The sequence below is a fragment of the Lachnoclostridium sp. An169 genome (assembly GCF_002160525.1).
Lineage (GTDB): Bacteria > Bacillota > Clostridia > Lachnospirales > Lachnospiraceae > Mediterraneibacter > Mediterraneibacter cottocaccae.
This window is the reverse complement of record NZ_NFKT01000002.1, coordinates 185,825-210,530: the sequence shown is the minus strand read 5'-3', so window position 1 is coordinate 210,530 and position 24,706 is coordinate 185,825. Positions and strand designations below refer to the sequence as shown.

Here is a 24,706-nt window from a genome sequence, read left to right as displayed (position 1 = left end):
TAAAAAGGCACCCGGAGTTTTCCGCTCCGGATGCCTTCTTCAACAAATTTACATCAGTTTTCTGAACAGTTCTTTCAGGTCTTCCACGCTTGCGTCCTTCGGGTTGCCCGGTGCGCATGCGTCAGCATGTGCGGACTCTGCGAGGAACTGCAGGTCTTCTTCTTTGAGTGCTTCCAGTTTTGTCGGGATTCCGACGTCAACAGAGAGCTGGCGCACTGCGTCGATGGCTGCTTTTCTGTACTCGTCCACAGACATGTCATCCACGCCTTTTACACCCATGGCTCTTGCGATCTCGCGGTATTTCTCACCTGTACACTCCTGATTGTACTCCATAACAATGGGGAGCATCATTGCACATGCAACTCCGTGGGGAGTGTCATAGACAGCTCCCAGTGTATGTGCCATGGAGTGAGCGATACCAAGACCTACATTTGAGAATCCCATTCCGGCGATGTACTGGCCGAGAGCCATTCCGTCGCGTCCCTCTTTCTCGTTTGCGACAGCGCCTCTTAAAGAGCGGGAGATGATCTCGATTGCTTTCAGATGGAACATATCTGTCATTTCCCAGGCAGCTTTTGTCGTGTATCCCTCGATCGCATGTGTCAGAGCGTCCATACCTGTGGAAGCGGTAAGTCCCTTCGGCATGGAAGCCATCATATCCGGATCAACAACCGCGATAACCGGCATGTCGTGGGGGTCAACGCACACGAATTTTCTCTTCTTCTCTACATCTGTGATTACGTAGTTGATCGTAACCTCAGCCGCCGTTCCCGCTGTTGTCGGAACTGCAATAATCGGCACGCAGGGATTCTTTGTGGGAGCTGTTCCCTCCAGGCTTCTCACATCCTCGAACTCCGGGTTTGCGATGATAATGCCGATGGCTTTAGCCGTATCCATGGAGGAACCGCCGCCGATGGCAATGATATAGTCAGCCTCCGCTGCCTTGAATGCTGCAACGCCGTGCTGTACATTTTCGATTGTCGGGTTTGCCTTGATATCAGAGTAGATCTCATATGCAAGACCTGCACCGTCAAGCACATCCGTCACCTTGCCTGTTACGCCAAATTTGATCAGGTCCGGATCCGAGCAGACAAATGCTTTCTTGTATCCTCTTGCCTTTGCCTCTGTCGCAATCTCCTGGATCGCGCCTGCGCCGTGATAAGAAGTCTCATTTAACATGATTCTGTTTGCCATTGTTATCAGTCTCCTTTTCTTTCTGTGTTGAGTTTCTGCCGGAAATGACTGCCGTATGTTCACCTCCCGGCTTTCTGTTTATATTTTAACAATCTTACGCGGAAAGATAAAGTGACAAAGCAGGCAATCTGTAACGTGCAGAATCCGGCACGGCAGTCAGACTTTCGCTTACAGGAGGTCCAGCGTCCGGAACACTTCGCTCAGTTCCGCGGGCATGGCGTCCACCAGATCTTCCGCCATCTTTTCCGGATCCGCGTTGATCTTCCCCAGCACCCACTGCACGGTCATATAGATCGACCCCTGACAGTACATTTCCAGGAGAAATTTCAGATGCGGGGACATTTTTCTTCCGGTCTTCCCCTCAATCCGCTCCGTGTAAAACTGCAGGATCAGGTGAAAATCGTGGTCGCGCAGGTTATTCTGGTCATCATTTTTAAAAGCCGCCCGGAAGAACAGCTTCTCGTCTTCTATATAATGGAACTTGTTGACCAGTCCCTCGAAGATCGTCCTTCCCTCCCCCATGTGTTCGAAAGACTCCAGAAGGATCTTGTCGAAATACCAGTTGATCAGATCATATTTATCTTTGAAATTGCGGTAAAATGTCTGTCTCGTTGTCCCGCACTCATCCACGATCTCCTGAACCGTGATCTTCTCCACCGGGGACCGGCGCATGCAGATCTTCATGGCGTCCGCCAGACGGTATTTCATATTTTCAGATTTGTTGTGGTTTGTTTTTTCTTTATCTGCATTCACTTTTTTTCACATTCTCCATCTGTAAGCTGCTTTTCCATGACTTTATCTCAATATCTCAATATATCTTCCCGATCTCTTCCTCTATCCCGTATCGTTCCCGGAATTTTGCCAGATCGTCCTCCCCGCGGATCAGCATAACCTCCTCGAATTTTCCGGAAGCAAGATCCTGAAATCCGGCCACCTGCTCTCCGGTGCAAATACTGCAGCGCAGGACAGGGCGGCAGGTATTCCGGTCGTATGTGAGAATTTTCTTCTTTTTTCCGAACATTGTAGTTACACCTCTTTTTTCATTGTATCATCCGGCTTTTAAAATGACAAATCATTTGTCTCTCCTTTTTCCTATAATAAAGCTGCTTTTTACCCGATCCCCCGGATTCTCTCAATCACGCTTCTTCTCCGTATCATGCCCGCGCCCGCTGCCACCGGGATGGCGATACACACCGCCAGGGTAACTGCGGTCATTCCGACCACCGGACCAGCCGGCACCATAAAGGGCGCCTGCATATAATTCATGGACTGATAGATGAGGTACGTCACCGCCAGGCCAACTGTCCCGGTCAGAACCAGCGAGCCCGCGCCGTAGCAGAAACCTTCCAGAATCAGCAGAAAATTTCTCTGCCGGTCCGTCATTCCCACGCTCTCGAGCACGGCAAGCTCCATCTGGCGGTTCTGGACATTTCCCAGCACGGTATTGATGTAATTCAGGATCCCGATCACTGCCAGGAGCAGGGCGATCCCGGTGCTTACCAGCGACAGATTTCCCTGTGCCCGCTCTGCATCTCTCATGGAATCCAGTTTTGACTCCCATGAAAAATCCGATGTATCCGGAGACGCCTGGATCAGATCCATCACATGATTTTCCGCAGGCACGGCAGCATCCGCTTCATACCTCACGCCTGTTTTTTCCACGAAGGGATCCGCCGCAAATTCTTTTAACGCCGTATCGATCACAATGACCGTCGGAGTTATCCCCTGCGTTGTACCGGTATAATAGTATCCCTCATTGGTCATCCCGGCAATTTCAAATTTTCTGCTTTTTTCTCCTCCGGTCATATTCCCGTATATGCTGCCCGCATCCGCGGAAGCCGGATTGTCAGGCGGCTGACTGCCTTCCGCGCCGTCCATCGTCCGAAATGCCACACAGGTCACGCTTTTTCCCGCCGCATCCTCCGGCGTGAGATCCAGATCATTTCGATAGAGCACGCAGGTCTCCCCGCGCAGAAAAGCCTCTTTATCAAAAGGTACGGAAGACTCATCCAGTGTTTCCTGCAGATATTCCACCTCATTTTCGCTGATTCCGACAATCGAGGTGGGAAAGTTTTCCGGATGCTCTCTGTACTCTTCCGCTGCTTCTTCATAAGGGATGTTCATCCATTTTGCGTAGAATTCTTCCATCCACAGCTCCATGAAGTCCGGATCCCAGGGAACCATGATCTCCGCCGTGTAGAAAGGATATATTTCCTGCACCCCATCTGTGTCTGTCAGTTCTTTGAGAAACTCCTCATCCATGATCTGCTTCCACTCTGCCGGATCTTCTTTATCCAGAGTGTCATTCCTGAGCACCAGATCCGCATCCATGTGGTTTGTCACGATCGTTCTCGCCCCCTGGCTGTCGGCCAGTGTGGTCATGCAGAGAAAGACCGAGAGGCCCGCTGCCAGAGAGACCATGATCACTGCAGATTTTTTCTTATCTTTTGTGATCTGCCCCACAGCCATCCTCCAGAGAAGTCTTCCCCTTCCCGTTCTGTGCCAGCCGTCCCTTCCGCATGCCGGACGGTAGCTCACAGCCTCAAGAGGCGATACTTTTTCTGCCAGGCGTATCGGTTTCCTGCTGCCCGCCCAGATCGTAAGTGCCGCAACCGCAATGCTCAGGAGAAACACTGCCGGCTGAAATGTGATTCGTATCTCCCCCACGGTGCCGGTGCGGATCCCCATAAGCCTTATGATATAAGGAAGCAGCTGAAACGACACGGCGCTTCCAAGCAGGATCCCGGCTGCGATTCCGGATCCTCCGGTCAGGAGCATCTGCCGCCGGATCAGCATGCGGATCTGCCGCTGTGTCATGCCGATAGTCTGAAGCAGACCGAAATAACGGACATTCTGTGACACAGACAGGTACATGATATTATAAATGAGTAGATACGCACACAGGCAGGTGATCAGCGCAAGTCCGCACAGCCCCAGGAAGACAGGCAGGGAATATTCCGCGTCACTGTTAAAGAAGAGGACCTGCTTTTTCCCCAGATCCAGTCTCTCTTCATATGCCGCCTGCTGCCCGGGAGTGATCACCGTCTGTTTAAAGTCCAGATAATATCTCCCGGACGCCGCGTCTGCAATCTGAAAACCGGACTCCCGATAAAATGCTTCCGACACATAGAATGCGCTTTTCTCCCCGAATCCGTCCCAGATCCCGGATATAGTAAACTGCTTTGTCAGCGTGTTTCCCGCCGCGTCCACATACTGCGCCGAAAACGAATCCCCCACGCCAAATCCTGCAAGTCCGGATCTCTCAAGCCCTTCCCCGGTGACCATGACCTCATTTTCATCTACAGGGTAAGTTCCTTCCACACTCACTCTGGCAGGAGCCATGATCTCATTCCAGTACGCCTCATCCGCCCAGACGCAGCCTGCTTCCATGGTGTCGTCATTTTCTGTGGCGGAAATATAGCCTGCAATTCCGACTGTTCCTGTCTGCCGGATCGCAGGATCCGATTCGCACTTTTCCCGCTGTTCCTCCGTTACCCCATAAAGTACCGCATCATAATCTCCTCCGTTTAAACGGATATTCTGAAGCCGGTATAGCTTTATCCAGGTCACTCCCACGGTAAAGATACAGAAAAGCATGAACGAGGCAAGAACCACTGCCGCCGTCATAATCAGATTCCGGCGCAGGTTATTTCTCACAGAGCGCCCTGCCATCCGGCGGATCACTTTCCGGTTGTTATTCGCCAGCATATCCGTCACCTGCCTTTTTCAGAGCGGCACCGCCTCCGTCTCCCACAATTTTTCCGTCCTCGATATGCACGATCCGGTCCGCCATCTGGGCGATATCATTGTCGTGGGTGATGAGTATCACCGTCTGCTGAAACTGTTTTGCCGCCACTTTCAGAAGCCCCATCACATCGTGTCCGGATGCGGAATCCAGGTTCCCCGTGGGCTCGTCGGCTAAAATGATGGAGGGACGTGCCGCCACCGCCCTGGCAATGGCAACTCTCTGCTGCTGTCCGCCTGAGAGCATCCCGGGAAGCGCCTCCATTTTCTCTTCGATTTTTAACAGTTCAAGAATCCCGTGCACGAATTTTTTATCCACCCTTTTTCCGTCCAGTTCGATGGGGAGGACCACATTTTCATACACGTTCAGATCCGGCACCAGATTATAATTCTGGAAGATAAATCCTACCCTGCGCCGGCGGAATACGGCAAGCTGCTCCCGGTTCATATCCGAAAGTCTCCTCCCGTCCACATAAACCTCCCCCGCCGTCGGGGTGTCAAGGGCCCCGAGCATATGCAGAAGCGTGCTCTTGCCGCTCCCGGATTTTCCGATGATGGAAACAAATTCCCGCTCTTTTACGGCAAAGTCCACCCCGTCCAGGGCCTTCACAATATTATTTCCGAGACGATAGTATTTTTTCAGACCTTTTGTCCTGACGATCATGAAATCCATAGTCATTCCTCCTTTTCAGTTCCAGAATAATCTATAAAAATCACAAACCAGTCTCATTTTCAAACAATCACAAAACTGTGAAAATCTGCCGGCCGGATTTCTGATTCGGCAGATAAATACAAAAATCCGCGCCCTTTCCCGGCTCCGAATGAACTTCCACATAACCGCCCTGCAGCTCGGCAATCTTCCTCGTCAGATACAGGCCGATCCCCAGCCCCTCCCGGTCATGTACCTCCGGTTCCCGGTAAAACCGGGTAAAGATCTGCGCCTGATGTTCCAGCGGGATCCCCCTTCCCGTATCCCGCACATGAATCTCGGTGAAAATCTCCCTCTGACAGATGGCAAGCGTAACCTTTCCTCCCGGTTCCGTATATTTCACAGCATTGTCGAGAAGATTGTAGACCGCTTCCTCCGTCCATCTGCCATCATGGGGCACAAGGAGTTCTTCCGGTCCGCCTCCGCGCAGCCGCACTTCCGATCCTGTCTCCACAGCCAGAACAATTCCTTTCTTTTCTGCCGCAGGCACTACCCCGGAGACGGCTTTTCCCACTGTCTCCATGAGATCTTCTTTCTCTTTTCTGATCTGTATAATCCCGGTCTCCAGACGCGACATCTTCACCATACTGTCAAAGAGGAACTCCAGCCGGACTGTCTGGTGTTCCAGGCATTCCAGAGATGTGTCAATTTCTTTAGATATTATTTTATTTCCTATTTTACTTCTCAGGATCTCCAGATAGATTTTCTGATTGGCAAGCGGTGTCTTTGTCTGATGGGAAATGTCAGAGATCAGCTCCTGGATCTGTCTTTTTTCCTCCTGATTTTCCCGCGCTCTTCTTTCCAGAATATGATCTGCCCGCTCCAGCTTTTCACTGATTTTCCCCAGAAGAGAATCTTCTGTCTCCCTGTTCATCTCCGTTTTTTCTCCGCGAATCACTGCATCCAGGTTCTGTTCCACCTGATCGGCAAATTCATACACATCCATTTTCAGTTTCCTGTATTTCCATGCCAGAACAACTGCTGCCAGGGTCATGCAGACGGCAGCGACAGCTAACCAAGCCATTGATATCCCATCCCGTATACATTAGAAATATATTTGTGGTCTTTATCCTCAATCTTACTCCGGAGCCGGTTGATATTCACCGCCAGAGCGTGTCTGTCCGCAAGCTGACTGCCGCCGTCCCACAGCCGGTCCAACAGAACTTCGTATGTAAGGAGCTGTCCCCGGTGGGCGAGCAGTTCCCGGAGGATCCGAAACTCTGTCGGCGTCACCGGACAGTCGGAACCGTTTACCTCTGCTTTTGCCCGGGTAAAATCAATCTGCAGAAAGCCATCGTCGAATATCATCCCGCTCTTTGCCGTGTTCCTCTTGAGAATCACGTTGATCTTGCTCAAAAGGATCTTCATGGAGAAAGGTTTTGTCACATAATCCTCCGCTCCGGCCTCGTATCCTCTGAGCATGTCCTCCTCCAGATCACGGGCGGAAAGAAAGAGAACAGGTACCTCACGCCTTCCGCTTCTGCGGATCCATCCGCACAGTTCAAATCCTTCTCCGTCGGGAAGATTCACATCCAGAAGTACCAGATCCGGCTTCCCCGCTTCAAATTCCGCTTTTCCCTCTGCAATCGAACGGGCAGAAGACACCGCAAATCCATGTTCTGACAGAAACAGGGAAATCCCCTGATTCATCTCCCGGTCATCCTCAACAATAAGAATTTTCTGCATCATCTGCTTCCCCTTCTTCATATTCCTGAGACACTTCCTCCATCCGTATCTCAAATATCGTCTCCTCAATCACCCTTACACACTCATCTGTATGCTTTTTTATATCCGCTCCCCAGAAACGGATCACCGTCCAGCCTTCAAAAAGCAGCTTTTTATTCACCTCATCGTCTCTCTGCCGGTTACGGGAGATCTTGCTGATCCAGAATTCACTATTATTGCTTTTCTCAAGTCTGGGCTTAAGAACCTCCCAATCTTTCCCATGAAAAAATTCTCCGTCACAAAAAATGGCTAGTTTATATTTCGTAAACACAATATCCGGCTTTCCCGGAAGTTTATCGTAATTTTTACGGTAACGATAGCCTTTTTTCCAGAGAGCTTTCCTCAAAATCACTTCTATCTTTGTATTTTTACTCCGTATATGCTGCATGTTTTTCCTGCGCTGTTCCGGTGTCAGTGTATCCATATCTGCTCCTATGACTTCTGTACATAATCTAAAATACGCTCTGCAAACTTTGTCTCCCGGGATGGAGAAAGCTCCACAACCCACTGGCTGTACTCTCTTCTTTCTCTATCCATTGCATCCCCCGGCTGTATATTGAGTTCACGGATTTCCATCCTTTTACCGTCCTGTTTTTCTGTTTTCTTTCCCGGAAATATAAAACCGCATTTTTTTACGTTAAGAAGCAGCGCATAAAAAAGCAGTTGGTGTGAATTCTGCCGTCTTGTCTGTGCACAGACATCGCTGGTGCTGTTCTGATACTTTACGTCAAATACAGCGACATACCGTTCTTCTCCACCCCTTCGCTTTTTCAGAGCAATGTCGGGAATATAATTTTTCATCAGATATGCCTGGGGATCCTGATCTTTCAGCGTCAGAAGAGGATTGTTCCGGGGCGTCCGGTATGGATCCAGGAAAATCTCTGTTCCGGGCGTTTTCTTCAGATACTCCTTGATGGAAGAACGGACGTAAAACTCGAACAGCCGCTCCATATTGATCGTATACGGCACAACATAGCGCACTCCTTCCGCCTCGTCGTGATAGAGATCTCCGGTTCCCGCGCCGGACAGAACCGTCTTCGCCAGCGCCATCACTTTCTTGTAGCAGGAATCAAATCCCGTGAGGTTTACCTTTGCGAAATCACTTTTTGCCACGGAAACGGTCCTCACATCTTTTAAAACATTCTCACAGTAACGGCTGATCCTGCTGATTTCCTGCATGGCGATTCCGTTTTCCCTGAGGATCCGCTTTGACTTTTTAAGCGCCGCTTTCATGATCCGGTTTCCCGTAGTATCTACCGTAAATACCGGATATCTGCAGTATACCCGGTCTTCCCGCCCCTGAGCCAGATTTCGCCGGATATGCTCAGACACTTTAATATTCCCTACAATACGCCCGTTAAGATTTGCCTCCTCAAAGTCCATCCTCCGGCGGATAAATTTCCGGCACACCATCTCGCACTCTTTGATGCAGGAAACCGCCGCAAGAATCTCTCCTCCGTTCTCTGCAGCATTTACCGGGATCAGATCTTCCCCGGTCTTCACCTGAAAGAATTCCCCATCCCCACCGGAGGTATACAGCTCATACTCCGGATCGTTCATCACTTTCACGAGCATATCCCAGGGACTGAGCTGAAACCGGGGTGTGATCAGAACAGCTTTTCTATTGCCGCTTTTCGGATCCACAACCGGTTTTCCCGCATAGTCTTTCAGCCATCCGGCTCCCACGGTACCGCTTGTGTGGTAGTTGCCCCTGCTGTCCAGATAGAGCCCCATCTCATCCGGCGACACGCCGTTCATATTTTTTGCCGCCGCGGTTCCTCTGGGGATCTTCCGTTCACAATCCCTGCTCCAGTCAGTCAGCCCGCATATCAGGTCTGCCTTCATCTTTTATCCTCCTTATCGCTGTCCGAATAACCGCGCCTGCATTTTTTGCCTGCACACCCGGGAAACCGGCCTGCATGGTTCCTCTGCCTATTCGTCGTCAGATGATGCAGCGGCCAGAATATTTTTCTCCTCCAGCTTTTCACGGATACTGTCCAGAAATTCTGCTGCTGAGAGCTCCTCCAACAGTTTTCCGTACAGCTGCTCCATCTCATCTGGATCTGCAGAGTTCATCAGTTCCTCAAGAATCCGGAACGCCTCTTCCTCAAAGACTTCCGGGTCTCTGCCGTATGTATCATTAAGAAGCACGCCGTCATTATAGTACTCCCTCAGCACCGGAACCACCTGATAGAGGAAACGGTCCCGCATCTGCGCCGCTGCAGCGGGAGTATTTTCCTTTCTCAGGAAATAGGTATGCCCGGTCTGAACATCCGCCCTGCTGTAGTCGTCGGCATTCAGATACAGGTCGAACACCCTCTCTGTGAGGTGAAACAGCTTCAGTTCATCCGACGTTTTCCAGTCATCCCCATTCAGGCTTCCATAGACAATGCGGATATCCGGCAGCACAGGAAAGAAGAGGAATCTGCGCCGGATCGCATAGTCAATCGAAGATATGGACTTGTCCGCAGTATTCATCGTTCCGATGATATACAGGTTGCCTGGGATCTTAAGACGCGCCTCGCCTTCCGCCGCATAGGGCGTCACCACGCCGCTGTCTCTGTACTCCAGGGCATAGATCAGCTCTCCGAATACTGTGGCCAGATTCGCCCGGTTGATCTCGTCAATGATCAGATAGAATCTGGGACTGTTTTCCGGATTGACCGCATTGTAATGCTGCCCGGCAATCCGTGCCATCTTTCCGAGGGTCCGGTTCACGGTTTTATAAATCACCGGAGATGGCTGCTGCATTTTCAGGGTATATTTTGCCGTGCCGTTCTCATACACCTCGCCTGTCACTTCAGAAGTTCCCTCCGGCGCCGCAGTCACCGCGATTCCCCTCACGAAATCCTCGTAGGTGTATGATGGATGAAACTGAATAATATCCCAGTACACATTATCATTTCCCGTTAGTCCCCCTGGCAGGCTGTATTCATCGCCGTCTGAGACCAACTGACGTTTCTTCAGTTCTTCCTCATCCCAGTGTTCGCCTCTCTGGCTGATCAGTCCGGCCTGTATTGCCAGAAACTCTCTGGCCCCGTAGGTTTTGGAAGTTCCCGGCGGTCCCTGCAGAATCATCTGGTGTATCCCTGTGCTTTCCATCACTGACTGGTATCTGTCGTCCATTCGTCTGTAAACTCCTTTCAAATCTCCGCTTAACATTCTGCTCCATGTAGGCAGTGCCCGAATCTCCCCCAGCAGATTCCACCTCCGCTCATCCGGATTTCCCCCGTGCCACGCCATCTGGTCTATCCTCTCCAGGTCCTCTGACACCATCCTGATATCATCGTCTGCAGCTTTTCTCTCATCCGCATCTGGACTTTCACGTTTAAAGATCTGCAGCTGGTTTCTGAACTCCTGCAGATATTCATATACCAGAACTTTCACAATCGGATAGAGATTCCGGTACCTCGCGCGCACCGGCCCCGTCAGCCGGCAGCCATCCACGGTCTTCACGAAATCTTTGTTATCCAGGCCTATTTTTGAGAGCAGCACATATTTCTGCCCTTTATAGTAAAATGCATGAAGATCCCTTTTATAGGAAGTAAGTCCTTCATTTCCCGGGGTAGTATCCGTGCTTCCTGTTACGATCCGGTCTGACAGCCTGTTCTGGGCCAGAAGGCATCCCTCATACTGCCCCGTTTCATCCCGCTTAAAATAGATCTCCCGCCCGCGGCACAAAATCTCCATGATGCTCCAGTTATTAATCAGCGGATGGCAGATCATGTCGTAAACCAGTTCAAAGAGCACACCGTATGTAGGGTTATATTTCTGGCTTTTGTTCAGCGGATTCTGCACCCCTGCCGTGCGCTTTCTGCCCTGATAGAGATTCAGGAAGATCTTCCGGTAGTCCTGGTGAATCACAGGCTCTATTTTTTCTTCCTGCACTTCCCCCAGTTCTCTTGTTGTGGAAACATATGTTCTCTCCGCCTCCGGGAGCTCTGCTTCCACAAGGATTCCTTCCTCCCTGTACTGTCTCAAAAACGGGAGCACCTGCGCCCTGATTTTATTCTGCAGCAGTTCCCGGGCATTCCACATGGAAAAATTCTCTCCCGGGAGAAAACAGGTGCAGCCAATCCGGTATTTTTCCCTGTCCTGTGAAAACTCCGGGGCGATTCCGTCAAGAAATCCGTTATAATAACGGTACTCTTTCTTTACCTCCTCCCGGAAATCATCAAGGACGGAGACGGTCTTCTTTGAACAGAATCTGGAATACATTTCCCACAGTTCATTCAGCGCATCGCACATTTTCTCTGCGAGTGCATTATACTTTTTGATAAATCTGCGCGGAATACCCGCGCGCCTCGTCCATTTGAGCGGAAAAGTCACCTGCAGGAAGCGCTCCGCCTCTTTTTCTCCAAAGCACCTGGATACATCCGGCAGTTCAAGAAGAAACTGCTCCGTGTCCCCCGACGCCGTGAGAAGAATGCCGCCGCATCGCATGGCAGAAATAAGTTCCTTCCATGCGCTCTGCAGATCGATCACCTTCTCCAATGTCTCCGTCTCTATATTATAGTAAGCAGAACGGTAAAATTCTGAGACAAGAAGCTCTTCCAGTTTCTTTTCCGTATTTTCCATCTGGATAACCGAAAAACCATTTCTCACTGCCGCTGAAATTCCGAAAGCCGGCCGGAGCGTATTCGCAGTCATGAAAACATAAAGATTCTCCGGCACAGTAATACTTTTTCCCGAAGCCAGGGTCACGCTCTCTCTCCGGTGGGCAAAAGCATACAGCAGCTCTCCCAAAACAGCTGCTGTATCGACCCGGTGTATATCGTCAAGAATCAGGAATCCGGGCTTCTGTGTCGTTTTCATCTCGTCAAGAAGACCTGTTAATATTCCTTCTTTCTCCGCAAAGACGACGCGTCCATCCTCCGTCGTCATGCCCGGGCCGCCGGTAAAATCCGCCGGTGACATACCCTCGTGGAGAGACACCAGGCGAATTCCCGGAAAATAGTGTTTTTCTGCGTACTGAAATGCCTGTCCGCAGAAATTCTCCGGCCGGTAATATCTTGACTCTTTTTTCTTTTTCTCCTTATCCGTCATCCCATCCCAGATAAGACTAAGGACCGCCTGTTTGGCGCAATAGGTTTTCCCTGTACCCGGCGGCCCTGCAAAAATCCTGTTATCAGCCATGTTTTTTCCTTAATCAGCCCTCTGTCCTTCCTTTTTATTATCCGGCCCGTGGCTGTCGTAATCTGAAAGCAGATCGTACACTGCCTCTGCCAGTCTCCTTGAGAATTCCGGCGGAACGGCATTTCCGATCATTTTGTAAAGTTCTACATTACTTCCCTCAAAAATATAATCGTCATCGAAGGTCTGCAGCCGGGCAGCCTCCCTCACAGTAATCGATCTGAGCTGTTTTGTATCCGGATGGATATGCCGCAGCCCGTCCTTATAGAGATGAGCCGGAATCAGATTACTGGGTTCATCCCAACGGATCACATGATATTTATGCACGTTGGACGTTTTCCCCGTCTTCTCTGTATAGAGCTTTTTAATCGCATCCGCCGACACATACTCACATCGTCCTGATTCGATATCCTCGGTCAACAGCTTAAAGATCCCGATATCCCGCTCATTGTGCCACCGGGCTACATGGTTTGCCACAAATGGATCAGGCAGGGAGTGGGATATCTTCTTTCCATTATATTTTTCGTCGTGACCAAGCGGATACAGTCCCGGCAGATCGCCGATCGCTTCCCGCACCGTCTTCTTTGTTTTTCCCTTATAGCGGGGCAGATATTCCTCATAGAACCGCTCTGCCATTTCCGGGCACTTTTCCCCAAAATATTTCTTACTGATTCCCAGAATGATGATCCGTTTCCGGTTCTGTGGCACATCGTACTCTGTGAAATCGATCACCGCATTTTTCAGTTCCGGGAGGACATAATACCCCGATTCAGAAAAACTTTTCTGAATCACATCGATGATCGGAATATCCCCCGGCCTTGCACTTAAGATTCCCGGAACATTTTCAAACACAAACAGTTTCGGCTTATAGCGCTCCACCACCTTCAGATAACTCTCAAACAGATAGTTCCGGTAATCATTTTTCATCCCGTGTTCGTCCCGGATCCGCCCGGCGATGGAATACGCCTGGCACGGCGGACCTCCGATAATCAGATCAAGACCGCCCCCCTCTTCAATCCGTCTGTCAAGTCCCTCGTTCTTTCCATATTCTTTATCATCCCAACCGTGGAACAGTTCGTCCGTCCGCTGAATGTCAAAGCGGAGCACTCTCTTCTCTGCGTCATCGTACTTCCATCTGTCTCTCAGTCTTTTCTCAAGGTTCCGGCACGGTCCTTTCTCCCACTCGACGGCCGCAAGTGTCTTATAATGTCCGGACTTCTCAAAGCCTTCCATCAGTCCGCCGCAGCCGGCAAACAGATCGATCGAACGTATCTCCTTATTCCGCATGTTCTTCCTCTCTCCCTATACTTTTGAGCAGCGCTTTTGCCAGAGCCTGTCCCAGAAGCGGGGGCACCGCATTTCCCACCTGCCTGTTCTGCTGCGTTCTTGTCCCGGTAAACACAAAGTCATCAGGGAATGACTGCAGCCGGGCATTTTCCCGGATCGTCGGCACCCGGTTGTACTGGTAATGGAAATGGTTCCTGTGGCCGGTATCGATCGTCCGTGACGGCTTATTCCCATCATATCTGGTCCACGCCTCGTTGAACTTCCGGCTCTCTCCCCATCCCGGGGGCAGGTCCTTGTAATTGCCGCCTTCCGGCACGAGCGCGATGGTATCCTTTACCATCTGGGTATGGTTCGTTGCCACATGATTATAGAGGATATGGCAGTCCCCCCTCATAAGCTCCTGATATTCTGTAAGTGGGGGAGATGTATAATCGTCTTCCTCTTTTCCCAGTTCTTTTTCCCTTGAAGGGAGATCACTGATCGCATCCCGGCAGGTCCGGTAATTCTCCGGCGTAAACTCTGCTTCCGGGAACTGCGGATCCCCGTACTTTTTTTTCACTCCCATAAAAATCAGTCGTTTTCTCATCTGCGGCACACCATAATCCGCCGCGCAGAGAATCTTACAGTCAATATTATATCCCATCTTTCGGAATCTTCTTAAAATCTCTTCTTTGATCTGCCCTTTATACAGTGTCGCCATCCCGGGGACATTTTCAATAATAAACCCTTCCGGCTGAAAATCCTTCACCATCCGAATCACTGCCAGATACAGCTTGTTTCTCTCGTCATCAAAATTTCTCGGTCCGGTCAGAGAAAAGCCCTGGCATGGGGGGCCGGCAATAATCACATCAATTTTTCTGTCTCCGGCGATTCTTCTGATCTCGTCAAATGTCTCCTGTTTTGATAAATCCGCGTTCAGCGCCACGGCTCCGTTGTGATTTCTGACAAAAGTATTCAGAGCAGCCTGGTCATTGTCCACTCCGACGATAATGTCAAAGCCCGCGTCCATAAAGCCTTTTGACAGGCCGCCGCAGCCGGCAAATAAATCAATTGCGTTCAATCTTTCTTCCTCCATTTTACTGTCTCCAACTAATTTTACCATTAATGTACTTTTTTTCAACAGTGAAATCAAATTTTCCTTCTTTTTTGCCGTTCATTCTCTACAAAAAATATTTTTTATCAATGCCATACGTATGTCGCTATTTTTTAGTATTATTATTTACAATAAAGCATTGGGAGGAACAATTATATGGAAGACTGCAAATATTCCCCGTCTGTAAGACAGGTTCTGCTTTTTCAGCTGCTTCTGTCCCAGACACCGGTAACACGTATGGAACTGATGGATGCATTTCAAATATCAAAGCGGACTTTGGACCGGGATATTGCCTGTCTCCGGAACGCTCTGTCCGAAATGGCGGTATTTGAATTTCAGCTTCCCCTGTATACCCTTATCTTCGATCCGGAAAAAGACAGTTACCATCTGATAAAGGAGGAATTTTATGGTTAAAGAATTTTTGACGGAAAACTTAAAGGAACATGTACTCGACCTGGCATCGCGTAGCGATGAGGTAATTGTTATCAGCGGCTATATCGGGCCCGGTGCCGTCTCCGACCTGGCATTGGTCTGCCCCCATACTACTGTTGTTTATGGCATGTATGGAAAAGACGGCATCTCAGATTTCATGCACAAATCCGTTTGTGAACTCACCCGCAGCATGCCGCATCTTCGTATTTTGTACTCACAGAATGCGGTCCACGCAAAAATCTATGTATTTAAAAAGGACAGGTCGGTTTTCTGCGTTCTCACCGGTTCTGCCAACCTGTCTGAGCGAGGTTTGTCCGCGCCGGCAAACGCAGAAATTCTTACCGTACTTGCTCCGGACTATTATGCAGACGCCTCTGCATATCTCCGGACAGTCCTTACTGACTGCATCGAATGCAGCTCGCTACCGTCTGCTCCTGTCCGCACTCCTGCTTACCGCCGTGTTTCTGCCTATTCCGCACGCATAACCAATCCACTTACTGTTCTGATGCCCCTCTTCCTCACCGATACCCGCAGGAAAAAATATGTGCCAGAACACAGTGGGCTCAACTGGGGAAACCAGGCTGGCCACAGTCGGAAATCCGGCGCCATGGAGTCTTATATTCCAATCAGTGCCAGACACATAGACTCCTACCCCATGCTCTTTCCCCCAAAGCAGTTAGTGCGGCTTACTTCCGGTGGAAAAAGCACACGAGAAAACGATCCAATCGAAATCATCTGGGATGACGGTCATATCATGAAAGCGATTTTCAGCGGAAACGGAGTTATAAGAAACTCCCGGCTTTATCCGAAGCAGCTCACTTCCAACGACGGAGGCGGTGCAGAACTCGGAGGATATATTCGTACACGTATGGGACTGGACGAGCGGCAGCTGATTACCTATGCCGATCTTCAGCAGTACGGGCGCGATACGATTCAGCTCACTCTGATTCAGGAAGGGGTTTATGCCGCCGATTTTTCCGTAATATGAACCGTACTCCCGCGAGAATAAGCACCCCCGCCAGCGCCCCGGCGCTGTCCAGCAGCACATCTGATACCTGACCGCTGCGTCCCGGGATAAAAAGCTGATGAAACTCATCGGTTGCAGCGTACACCGTAGCGGTCAGCCAGGGAATAAAAATCTCCGTCCGTCTCCTTCTGAGCTCCCTGCCGTTTTCAATACAGGCTCCTGCCGCCAGAATCCCGAGAAGCGCATACTCGGAAGCATGGGCAGTCTTGCGCACCGGATGATCCACAGTTTCTGCAAAGGCCTGTTGTTCCGCTTCACTCCAGTCCTCAAATCCGGGAACAAAGATCTCTCCGATCAGAAGCCCCACTCTGCCGCTGTCCTGTTCCGACACACTGCCCGGACGGGCGGAAAAAGAAAAAATCACCACCATCCAGAGTATTGTCAGTATTAAAAAAAACTTCTGTCTTGACGACATGTTTCTAAATATTCCCATAGTATTCCCCTGTTTTGCATATATTTGTTCTGTTCTCCCAAACATCTGCCATTCTTAATTCACATCAACCGTCCGGTTCACTTCCATCTTGTCCATAATCCCGTTTGCAGTCACCCCGGGATGGGTCACTTTGATCCGGCACACCTGTTCCACAAATACAGGATCCAGCTGCAGGTCTGCCGCGATCTTCGCCACCTGCTGCCCCTTCTCCATCCGTTTCAGAATCTGTTTGAGAATCTTCAGAAGATCCTCCCCCTCCCCCGGAATCCTCACATCCACATCTGAGGCATCCATAGCTGTTTCAGCTTCTGTATCAGTCCCCGGCCGGCTTTCCGTCCTGTTCCGCCTGTCCTCATGTGGAATATCAATCCTCTCCACCGACCAGGCGCCATTTTCGATGGTAAGCACCGCCATGGTGATATCCTGGTTGAATCTGCACTTTCCGCAGCTCCCCGGATTCAGCCACAGGCGTCCGTCTCTGCTTTCCTCTGCATATTTGTGGGAGTGTCCGTATATGATGATCTGACTGTCACCCGGCTCCTGCGGCACATCCTTCTTTTTGTGGGTCATGAAAAACTTCACTCCACCCAGAATGAATTCTTCATAAACCGGAAGATTTTCCGCCCACTCCTTATCATTATTCCCCCGCACTACATAAAACGGCGCGTCCTTCTTCTTTGCCCGCTCTATCTCATCCAGAATCTTACGGCTGTTAATATCCCCTCCGTGGAGCACTGCATCACACGCACCTACCAAACGGATCACCTCCGGGCGGAGCAGCCCGTGTGTATCTGAAATCACCGCAATTCTCATTTTCTGCAACTTCCTTCCTGTAATACCTTTCCTGTGCCAATACCTTTTCTGTGCTGTCTCACCTCATTATAATCTATTTTCCCTTTCTTTACTGCACATACTATTTTCTATTTGCTTTATAAAATTCTGAATATTTATATTATTTATATTTTTTATCAGATTTTCTATTGACATTTTCACTGTTGTGAGTTATTATAATGACATCAAAAGAAAAGGAGGACGGACCACCAAAAACTTAATTTGAAAAACGGGAATTCTAAAGAAAAGAGGTATAGTCCAATGGGAAGGTAAGAAATCAACAGACGGAAAACACTATTTGAAAGAATAGTTTCAGATAGATATCAATTGAATAAGGAGGTAAGACCAATGGATGGAATAAGCTGAAAATCCACTGTACGAATCGGAAATCGATACAGTGGATTTTTTATTGCGATTTTTTATATTGATTTTTATAGTGATCTTTTATATGTAATTTTCAGGAATATTATATTTCCTTATGCCATATTTCGCTGTTCTCTTCAGAGAACAGCGCCTCAGCGAATGTACAAAAAGCGCATCCCTTTTTCTGTGTCATAATAAATTTTCATAACAGGTTCTTTCTTTCCGATATCTCCACGCTTCAAATAAACAGTAATATCCAGAATCCCCGGCATCTCTCCAATATCAGTCGAAAAATGGATTGTCTGAAACAAATTCTCCCGATACATCTCAAGTACCTGAGAAGCGAACGCTTCCCCGTCTTCAATCTTCCCGCTGTTAGCTACAACCGTCAGCCTGCATGTACCGCCGGCACTCACACTGCTCACAGCATCCGGAATCCCGGAATTATCCCGTTTCCACTGCTCATATTTTTCTGATATTACAGCCGCTGCTGCCACCAAAGAGAAAACGGTAAGAACGGCTGCCGCCAGAAAAAGGCCACACTTTTTTACATTTTTCATATTTGCTCCTTTTTGTCTCACTTTTACAACCGATTATATCTTCTGATGTATATAAAATCAAGAAAAGTGGTGCAAAAAATGAGACATCAAACGCAAAAAAGGAGGACAGATCCATGCCGAAACCAAGAACAAAAACGGGTGAAAAAAATCTGATCGGGAAAAACCTCATAGAACTGCGGGCAAGAAACAACTGCTCCCAGCGTCTCCTCTCTTACAAGCTGCAGCTGCTGGGGTACGATATGGACAAAAATGTCATTACAAGAATTGAAACCCGGAAACGGTACGTTACGGACATTGAGCTCAAAGCGCTGTGCGAAGTGTTTAGTGTTACTTATGAAGAACTGATCGACGGGCCAAAATCCTGAAGCATCCGCCGACAGGCTCGCAAAACAAAAACACTCCGGAGGACCTCGCTGCCCACAGCAGGATGTTTCCCCGGAGTGTTTATATTTTTTACTTTAATGCTTTTTGCGTCTGAAAAGTCTGTCCTGTTTCAAATACTAAGCCCTGCTTTTCCTTCTAAGCACCATAAGCGCTGTCGCCGCAGCTGCTCCCATCACGATCACGTACACGAAAACATTTGCGGAATCTCCTGTCTTCGGAGTAGAGCCCGTCTTATCTGTCGAGCCCGTCTTTGTCGGTCGAAGATCCAGAGGCACGTTGATCTCGGAAAGCTCCTGCTTATTTACAACAACAACATAGTCTGAAGCATGATCCATCGTGAAGGAAACATATCCGTCCGCGCCGATCTTTGAAGCGTCGATGAAATTAATCTTCTTATCGTTGTCATACCAGAAGAGGTTGCCGTATTTTCCGCTATATCCCGTCCCCATATAGATCTTAAGCTCTGCCGTAAATCCAAAGGCACCGTCATGCGCCAGGGTAAACTGCTTTGTTGCATTTCCGTTTGCCAGTCTCTTTACAACATCCGCCGGAATCGCATTTACATCAGTCTTCACGGCAAGATCAATATCTTTCAGAGAAGATGCGCTGACGCTCTTTCCATTGATCGTCCAGGTGTATCCGTCCATCTGAAGGACAACATTCACATCTTTTCCCTGCGCTGCAGAAAGGACTTCTTCCGGAACAACAGTCGTACTTCCCATGGAAACTGCCACGGATGTACCTTCTGCAGCTTTCTCCACTGCCGAAACTGCCTCTTCTACATTGAGAACCTCCTCGGCAGGCTTGTCCGTTCCCGGGTTATCGGTTCCGGGTTCTTCAGTTCCTGGCTCCTCTGTTCCCGGCTCTTCTGTTCCAGGATTTTCCGGTTCTTCAGTTCCTGGTTCCTCTGTTCCGGGGTTTTCCGGCTCCCCGGTCCCCGGCTCCTCAGTTCCAGGATTTTCCGGTTCTTCCGGAGTCGGATCTTCCGGTTCCTCCGGTACAATCGGCTCTACTTCCGGATAGCCTTCAAGGAAGGAAACATACTGCCACTCTCCCTGTCCGCCATCCTTTACCACAAGGGTACACTCCATATACTGGTCCGGGTCATTCATATCCGGTTCTTCCACCGCAGTTTTATATGACAGCTTAAAGCGGATCGCATACTGATCATAGCCCAGATCCTCTGTTTTCACGATCTCTGTCACATTCGGCGCGTCTCCCATTCCACTAAACGGCAGAACGATTGCATCCAGATCTTTATCATAATAGATCATTTCAGATGCAGTAATCAGTTTCAGGTCAGGCACATTTACAAAATATTTTTCTGCCTCCGCATAGAACACATCGTAGGGAACCTCTGCCTGGTTCTTTGTGTGATTATAGTACTCCGAATACGTGTCGAACATGCCAGCGCTCATCTGGTATGCTATCATGCCTGCAACTTCCGCCGACGGCGTTCCTTCAAACGTCAGGTCCGGGAAACCGGCGTCGCTCGTCCAGGTAATATACCTGATATTAGCAATAAACTTGGCAGCCGTCTCTTCCCAGTCTTTTACCTCTGTGGGAATCGATTCTTCCAACAGATAATATACATTAGACTCTCCCGGCACGAAATTATACCCGTCAAATGAAATGCTCTTTCCGTCTTCACTGACGGTTCCCGGCAAAGCTCCGATGCTGTACTCATCTTTGTAGAGTACCTTTATCCTTGATCCATCCCATCCCTCCGGAATCGGCATAGTCACTGTGATATCCTTCAGTTCCGGGTATTCTACATCGCCGAGGATCGTCGTTGTAAGCTCGTAGGCTTTTGCTCTGCCATGCTTATCCATAACGGAAACCAACTCATCGATATCCGCCTGGTCCGCATATTCTTTCGATACCAGTGTCATTCCGCTGAACCAGGATTCCATCTCTGCGGAACCCGGTACGGAAATGCTGAACCCGTTTCCGTCAGACAGCGTGCTCTGAGTCGAACCCGTTACCCGAAGTGTTGCCGGGGCGTGCAGGTCAACACCGAAATTCGTACTTCCGGAATACTGCTGAATCGTACCCGCATCAGACGGAATCAATTCCACATCTCCAAGTCCGTATCCATCCTCAAGCTCAAATCCGAAAGAACTCGGATGACCTGTATGGATATAAAAACCGGTTCTCTTTCCGTTCACCCATACCTCGGTGGCATCTCCGTCACCTCCGTAAATCGGCCCGGTATAAGTCACATGCCCGACCGTCTCAATCTTAATTTCATATTTCTTGTCCTTTGCTGTGTCGTTGAAAGTAAGGACTCCGTCGCTGATCGTGTACGGATAGATGGACTGCTCATCCGACTCTGCCAGAAGATTTCCCTCTTCGTCACAGAGCTGTGCCTTCACTTTGATAACCGCTGCCGTGCAGTCCGCGTCCGGCGTGTATTCCACATAATATACTGCGGAATCATCACTGCTCCACTCATCCGCCGGCTGAAGCACCATATCTTTGTGCTCCGGCTCTGCCAGTGCGATCTGGTCCGCTCCCTCTGTCACCACGACCTTCACATCGTAACCGTCAAGGGATACTTCCCGGTCAGATACATTCTCCACAAAAACGGAAAGAGTATCTGTATTCCCCACTAGCTGCTCAAGCGGATATTCGCTGAGGCTGACCGTCAGCGGCACTTCATTTTCTGCTGCTTCTGCTCCCAGTGCGGTGAAAGATGACATGCCGATCACCGTACTCACAGCAAGAGCACAGCTTAACATTTTTCTGTACATCTCTCCTACCTCCTCATATTATTTGCAAATATGCCTGTACAGGGCATATTTATTATATTGTACCACGTTATGGAAAGATTGAAATGCGGATGTAAAAATCGGCATATTCTATGTAATAAACAGCATTTTCCGCCGATCGTGTACTTTTTCGGCGTTTTCATATCAAATTAGAGGAATATCATTGATGAATTTACGACTGAAAAGAGGTGCCGCACAAGAGAGGTGACAACTGAAAAGAGCATACCGCAGAGGGAAATATAATACCCATGCAGTATGCTCTGATAAACTATCTTATATTATTCTGTCCGAAAGACCTCTTCCGGCATACAGGAAATTAAGCGTTCTTTTTTGCGATCGCTGCCTGCGCTGCCGCAAGTCTTGCCACCGGTACACGGAACGGTGAGCAGGATACATAGTCAAGTCCGATGCTGTCGCAGAATTCTACAGAGCTCGGATCTCCGCCATGCTCGCCGCAGATACCAACGTGCAGGTTCGGGTTAACCGGTTTTCCAAGTTCGATTGCCATCTTCATCAGCTTGCCAACGCCAACCTGATCCAGTTTTGCGAACGGATCGTTCTCGAAGATCTTAGCGTCGTAGTAAGCGTTGAGGAACTTACCGGCATCGTCACGGGAGAAACCGTATGTCATCTGAGTAAGGTCATTTGTACCGAAGCAGAAGAAGTCAGCCTCTTTTGCGATCTCGTCAGCTGTAAGAGCAGCTCTCGGGATCTCGATCATTGTACCAACTTCGTACTTCAGGTCACTGCCTGCTGCTGCGATCTCAGCATCTGCTGTCTCAACAACAAACTTCTTCACATATTTCAGCTCTTTCACATCGCCAACAAGCGGGATCATGATCTCCGGAACGATATTCCAGTCCGGATGAGCTTTCTTCACATTGATAGCCGCACGGATGACAGCTCTTGTCTGCATCTTTGCGATCTCCGGATATGTGACTGCCAGACGGCATCCACGATGTCCCATCATCGGGTTGAACTCATGAAGTCCGTCGATGATTGCTTTGATCTGCTCAACAGTCTTGCCCTGAGCGTCAGCCAGTTTCTTGATGTCCTCTTCCTCTGTCGGAACGAACTCGTGAAGCGGCGGATCAAGGAAACGGATCGTTACCGGGTTGCCCTCGAGAGCCTCATACAGAGCCTCGAAGTCTCCCTGCTGATACGGAAGGACTTTCTCAAGAGCTTTCTCTCTCTCTTCCTCTGTCTCAGCACAGATCATCTCACGGAATGCATCGATTCTTCCCTCGCCGAAGAACATATGCTCTGTACGGCAAAGTCCGATACCTTCTGCGCCAAGCTCTACGGCTTTCTTTGCGTCAGCCGGAGTATCTGCATTTGTACGAACCTGCATTGTTCTGTACTTGTCAGCCCACTCCATGATGCGTCCGAACTCTCCTGCGATCGTAGCGTCTACTGTCGGGATGATTCCGTCGTAGATGTTACCTGTTGTACCATCGATGGAGATCGCATCTCCCTCATGGAACTCTTTTCCGCCAAGAGTAAATTTCTTATTTGCCTCATCCATAACGATGTCGCCGCATCCGGATACGCAGCACTCGCCCATACCACGGGCAACAACGGCTGCATGGGATGTCATACCACCGCGGACTGTCAGGATACCCTGAGCAGATTTCATACCTGTGATATCTTCCGGTGATGTCTCAAGACGAACAAGGATAACCTTCTCGCCTCTCTCTGCCCACTCAACAGCATCGTCTGCTGTGAAGACAACTTTACCGCATGCAGCTCCCGGAGAAGCGCCAAGGCCTTTGCCCATCGGTGTAGCAGCTTTCAGTGCAGCAGCGTCGAACTGCGGATGAAGCAGTGTATCAAGGTTTCTCGGATCGATCATTGCAACAGCTTCTTCCTCTGTTCTCATGCCCTCGTCAACCAGGTCGCATGCGATCTTCAGAGCAGCCTGTGCTGTTCTCTTACCGTTACGTGTCTGAAGCATGTACAGTTTACCGTGCTCTACAGTAAACTCCATATCCTGCATATCTCTGTAGTGTGTCTCCAGAGTATGGCAAACTTCATTAAACTGTTTGAATGCCTCCGGGAATTTCTCTTCCATCTCGGAGATGTGCATCGGAGTACGAACACCGGCAACAACGTCCTCGCCCTGTGCATTTGTCAGGAACTCGCCGAAGAGTCCTTTTGCTCCTGTAGCCGGGTCACGTGTAAATGCAACACCTGTACCACAGTCGTCTCCCATGTTACCGAATGCCATCATCTGCACATTGACAGCTGTTCCCCATGAATACGGGATATCGTTGTCACGGCGGTATACGTTAGCTCTCGGGTTGTCCCAGGAACGGAATACAGCCTTAACAGCGCCTACCAGCTGCTCTTTTGCGTCTGTCGGGAAATCTGTGCCGATCTTCTCTTTGTACTCAGCCTTGAACTGTCCTGCCAGAGTCTTCAGATCCTCTGCTGTCAGCTCAACGTCCTGCTTAACGCCTTTTTCTTCTTTCATCTTATCGATGAGCTCTTCGAAGTATTTCTTTCCAACTTCCATAACTACGTCAGAGTACATCTGGATGAATCTTCTGTAGCAGTCCCAAGCCCAGCGCGGATTGCCTGACGCTTCCGCCAGAGCCTCAACTACTTCTTCGTTAAGACCAAGGTTCAGGATCGTGTCCATCATACCCGGCATGGAAGCTCTTGCACCGGAACGAACGGATACGAGAAGCGGATTCTCTTTATCGCCGAATTTCTTTCCTGTGATCTCTTCCAGTTTTGTCATTGCCTCCATGATCTGGCCCATGATCTCGTCATTGATCTGTCTGCCGTCCTCATAGTACTGAGTACAAGCCTCTGTCGTAACAGTGAATCCCTGCGGTACCGGGAGTCCAAGGCCTGTCATCTCTGCAAGGTTTGCACCTTTGCCGCCAAGAAGGTTTCTCATTGTAGCGTTACCTTCCGTGAACATATAAACCCATTTTGTTGCCATGTTCAATGACCTCCTCAAAAAATTTGCAAATATTTATGCAATAATTCGCATATAATATTTTAATGGTTCA

20 protein-coding genes are annotated in these 24,706 nt (G+C 49.4%); 3 read left to right on the top strand and 17 right to left on the bottom strand.

From position 1 onward, the window contains the following. Positions 1-48: 48 nt before the first annotated feature. From fucO to B5F07_RS02430, 12 genes are all read right to left on the bottom strand, one after another. Entirely contained in the window at positions 49-1,194 is a 1,146-nt protein-coding gene (gene fucO / locus B5F07_RS02485; RefSeq protein WP_087159693.1) for a lactaldehyde reductase, read from the bottom strand. A gap of 168 nt (positions 1,195-1,362) precedes the next feature. Then, positions 1,363-1,902 (bottom strand): TetR/AcrR family transcriptional regulator C-terminal domain-containing protein, encoded by a 540-nt coding sequence (locus B5F07_RS02480; RefSeq protein WP_087159781.1) that lies wholly within the window; start codon positions 1,900-1,902, stop codon positions 1,363-1,365. A gap of 100 nt (positions 1,903-2,002) precedes the next feature. Next, positions 2,003-2,215 carry an aspartate dehydrogenase gene (locus B5F07_RS02475; protein ID WP_087159692.1) on the bottom strand — a complete coding sequence of 71 codons (213 nt, stop codon included), beginning with the start codon at positions 2,213-2,215 and terminating at the stop codon, positions 2,003-2,005. A gap of 89 nt (positions 2,216-2,304) precedes the next feature. Next, a complete protein-coding gene (locus B5F07_RS02470) occupies positions 2,305-4,902 on the bottom strand; it encodes an ABC transporter permease (protein ID WP_087159691.1) in 2,598 nt (865 codons plus the stop codon). Next, positions 4,889-5,611 carry an ABC transporter ATP-binding protein gene (locus tag B5F07_RS02465; protein WP_087159690.1) on the bottom strand — a complete coding sequence of 241 codons (723 nt, stop codon included), beginning with the start codon at positions 5,609-5,611 and terminating at the stop codon, positions 4,889-4,891. The genes B5F07_RS02470 and B5F07_RS02465 overlap by 14 nt, the downstream gene beginning before the upstream one ends. Positions 5,612-5,678: 67 nt before the next feature. Then, positions 5,679-6,671 carry a sensor histidine kinase gene (locus B5F07_RS02460; protein WP_087159689.1) on the bottom strand — a complete coding sequence of 331 codons (993 nt, stop codon included), beginning with the start codon at positions 6,669-6,671 and terminating at the stop codon, positions 5,679-5,681. Further along, a complete protein-coding gene (locus B5F07_RS02455) occupies positions 6,659-7,333 on the bottom strand; it encodes a response regulator transcription factor (protein ID WP_087159780.1) in 675 nt (224 codons plus the stop codon). Before B5F07_RS02455 ends, B5F07_RS02460 begins: the two co-directional genes overlap by 13 nt. Beyond that, positions 7,311-7,796 carry a very short patch repair endonuclease gene (locus B5F07_RS02450; RefSeq protein WP_087159688.1) on the bottom strand — a complete coding sequence of 162 codons (486 nt, stop codon included), beginning with the start codon at positions 7,794-7,796 and terminating at the stop codon, positions 7,311-7,313. The genes B5F07_RS02455 and B5F07_RS02450 overlap by 23 nt, the downstream gene beginning before the upstream one ends. Positions 7,797-7,804: 8 nt before the next feature. Continuing rightward, positions 7,805-9,217, bottom strand: a complete 1,413-nt coding sequence (locus B5F07_RS02445; RefSeq protein WP_087159687.1) for a 5-methylcytosine restriction system specificity protein McrC — start codon at positions 9,215-9,217, stop codon at positions 7,805-7,807. A gap of 87 nt (positions 9,218-9,304) precedes the next feature. Beyond that, positions 9,305-12,508: an AAA family ATPase gene (locus tag B5F07_RS02440; RefSeq protein ID WP_087159686.1), complete on the bottom strand. Its 3,204-nt coding sequence runs from the start codon at positions 12,506-12,508 to the stop codon at positions 9,305-9,307. A gap of 9 nt (positions 12,509-12,517) precedes the next feature. Then, positions 12,518-13,792 (bottom strand): DNA cytosine methyltransferase, encoded by a 1,275-nt coding sequence (locus B5F07_RS02435; protein WP_087159685.1) that lies wholly within the window; start codon positions 13,790-13,792, stop codon positions 12,518-12,520. Further along, positions 13,782-14,852 (bottom strand): DNA cytosine methyltransferase, encoded by a 1,071-nt coding sequence (locus tag B5F07_RS02430; RefSeq protein WP_204248805.1) that lies wholly within the window; start codon positions 14,850-14,852, stop codon positions 13,782-13,784. The genes B5F07_RS02435 and B5F07_RS02430 overlap by 11 nt, the downstream gene beginning before the upstream one ends. Before the next feature lie 189 nt (positions 14,853-15,041). Between B5F07_RS02430 and B5F07_RS02425 the strand changes: the two genes are divergently transcribed. Next, positions 15,042-15,299: an HTH domain-containing protein gene (locus tag B5F07_RS02425; RefSeq protein WP_087159683.1), complete on the top strand. Its 258-nt coding sequence runs from the start codon at positions 15,042-15,044 to the stop codon at positions 15,297-15,299. Beyond that, a complete protein-coding gene (locus B5F07_RS02420) occupies positions 15,292-16,305 on the top strand; it encodes a restriction endonuclease PLD domain-containing protein (protein WP_087159682.1) in 1,014 nt (337 codons plus the stop codon). Before B5F07_RS02425 ends, B5F07_RS02420 begins: the two co-directional genes overlap by 8 nt. Here the strand turns inward: B5F07_RS02420 and B5F07_RS02415 are convergent. The 3 genes from B5F07_RS02415 to B5F07_RS02405 form a co-directional block, all read right to left on the bottom strand. Further along, positions 16,256-16,777, bottom strand: a complete 522-nt coding sequence (locus B5F07_RS02415; protein WP_162613033.1) for a VanZ family protein — start codon at positions 16,775-16,777, stop codon at positions 16,256-16,258. The two genes, B5F07_RS02420 and B5F07_RS02415, sit on opposite strands and share 50 nt — an antisense overlap. A 54-nt stretch (positions 16,778-16,831) precedes the next feature. After that, complete coding sequence (locus B5F07_RS23325) at positions 16,832-17,590, bottom strand: metallophosphoesterase family protein (RefSeq protein WP_087159680.1); 759 nt, start codon at positions 17,588-17,590, stop codon at positions 16,832-16,834. Positions 17,591-18,123: 533 nt separating this feature from the next. Next, positions 18,124-18,531, bottom strand: a complete 408-nt coding sequence (locus tag B5F07_RS02405) for a hypothetical protein (RefSeq protein WP_087159679.1) — start codon at positions 18,529-18,531, stop codon at positions 18,124-18,126. A 113-nt stretch (positions 18,532-18,644) separates the two neighbouring features. Between B5F07_RS02405 and B5F07_RS02400 the strand changes: the two genes are divergently transcribed. Then, the gene (locus B5F07_RS02400; RefSeq protein ID WP_087159678.1) at positions 18,645-18,896 is read left to right on the top strand and encodes a helix-turn-helix domain-containing protein; all 252 of its coding nucleotides are present in this window, start codon (positions 18,645-18,647) and stop codon (positions 18,894-18,896) included. A 135-nt stretch (positions 18,897-19,031) separates the two neighbouring features. Here the strand turns inward: B5F07_RS02400 and B5F07_RS22780 are convergent, their stop codons facing one another. Next, positions 19,032-21,668, bottom strand: coding sequence for an LPXTG cell wall anchor domain-containing protein (locus B5F07_RS22780; RefSeq protein WP_140397968.1), 2,637 nt, complete (start codon positions 21,666-21,668; stop codon positions 19,032-19,034). Positions 21,669-22,002: 334 nt separating this feature from the next. Beyond that, positions 22,003-24,636: a pyruvate, phosphate dikinase gene (ppdK, locus tag B5F07_RS02390; RefSeq protein WP_087159677.1), complete on the bottom strand. Its 2,634-nt coding sequence runs from the start codon at positions 24,634-24,636 to the stop codon at positions 22,003-22,005. Between the last annotated feature and the right edge of the window lie 70 nt (positions 24,637-24,706).

What these genes read in the sequence shown, in the direction of transcription:
- fucO (WP_087159693.1), bottom strand. Translation starts at nt 1,194, where the DNA reads ATGGCAAACAGAATCATGTTAAATGAGACTTCTTATCACGGCGCAGGC.
- B5F07_RS02480 (WP_087159781.1), bottom strand. Translation starts at nt 1,902, where the DNA reads ATGAAATACCGTCTGGCGGACGCCATGAAGATCTGCATGCGCCGGTCC.
- B5F07_RS02475 (WP_087159692.1), bottom strand. Translation starts at nt 2,215, where the DNA reads ATGTTCGGAAAAAAGAAGAAAATTCTCACATACGACCGGAATACCTGC.
- B5F07_RS02470 (WP_087159691.1), bottom strand. Translation starts at nt 4,902, where the DNA reads ATGCTGGCGAATAACAACCGGAAAGTGATCCGCCGGATGGCAGGGCGC.
- B5F07_RS02465 (WP_087159690.1), bottom strand. Translation starts at nt 5,611, where the DNA reads ATGGATTTCATGATCGTCAGGACAAAAGGTCTGAAAAAATACTATCGT.
- B5F07_RS02460 (WP_087159689.1), bottom strand. Translation starts at nt 6,671, where the DNA reads ATGGCTTGGTTAGCTGTCGCTGCCGTCTGCATGACCCTGGCAGCAGTT.
- B5F07_RS02455 (WP_087159780.1), bottom strand. Translation starts at nt 7,333, where the DNA reads ATGCAGAAAATTCTTATTGTTGAGGATGACCGGGAGATGAATCAGGGG.
- B5F07_RS02450 (WP_087159688.1), bottom strand. Translation starts at nt 7,796, where the DNA reads ATGGATACACTGACACCGGAACAGCGCAGGAAAAACATGCAGCATATA.
- B5F07_RS02445 (WP_087159687.1), bottom strand. Translation starts at nt 9,217, where the DNA reads ATGAAGGCAGACCTGATATGCGGGCTGACTGACTGGAGCAGGGATTGT.
- B5F07_RS02440 (WP_087159686.1), bottom strand. Translation starts at nt 12,508, where the DNA reads ATGGCTGATAACAGGATTTTTGCAGGGCCGCCGGGTACAGGGAAAACC.
- B5F07_RS02435 (WP_087159685.1), bottom strand. Translation starts at nt 13,792, where the DNA reads ATGCGGAATAAGGAGATACGTTCGATCGATCTGTTTGCCGGCTGCGGC.
- B5F07_RS02425 (WP_087159683.1), top strand. Translation starts at nt 15,042, where the DNA reads ATGGAAGACTGCAAATATTCCCCGTCTGTAAGACAGGTTCTGCTTTTT.
- B5F07_RS02420 (WP_087159682.1), top strand. Translation starts at nt 15,292, where the DNA reads ATGGTTAAAGAATTTTTGACGGAAAACTTAAAGGAACATGTACTCGAC.
- B5F07_RS02415 (WP_162613033.1), bottom strand. Translation starts at nt 16,777, where the DNA reads ATGGGAATATTTAGAAACATGTCGTCAAGACAGAAGTTTTTTTTAATA.
- B5F07_RS23325 (WP_087159680.1), bottom strand. Translation starts at nt 17,590, where the DNA reads ATGAGAATTGCGGTGATTTCAGATACACACGGGCTGCTCCGCCCGGAG.
- B5F07_RS02405 (WP_087159679.1), bottom strand. Translation starts at nt 18,531, where the DNA reads ATGAAAAATGTAAAAAAGTGTGGCCTTTTTCTGGCGGCAGCCGTTCTT.
- B5F07_RS02400 (WP_087159678.1), top strand. Translation starts at nt 18,645, where the DNA reads ATGCCGAAACCAAGAACAAAAACGGGTGAAAAAAATCTGATCGGGAAA.
- B5F07_RS22780 (WP_140397968.1), bottom strand. Translation starts at nt 21,668, where the DNA reads ATGTACAGAAAAATGTTAAGCTGTGCTCTTGCTGTGAGTACGGTGATC.
- ppdK (WP_087159677.1), bottom strand. Translation starts at nt 24,636, where the DNA reads ATGGCAACAAAATGGGTTTATATGTTCACGGAAGGTAACGCTACAATG.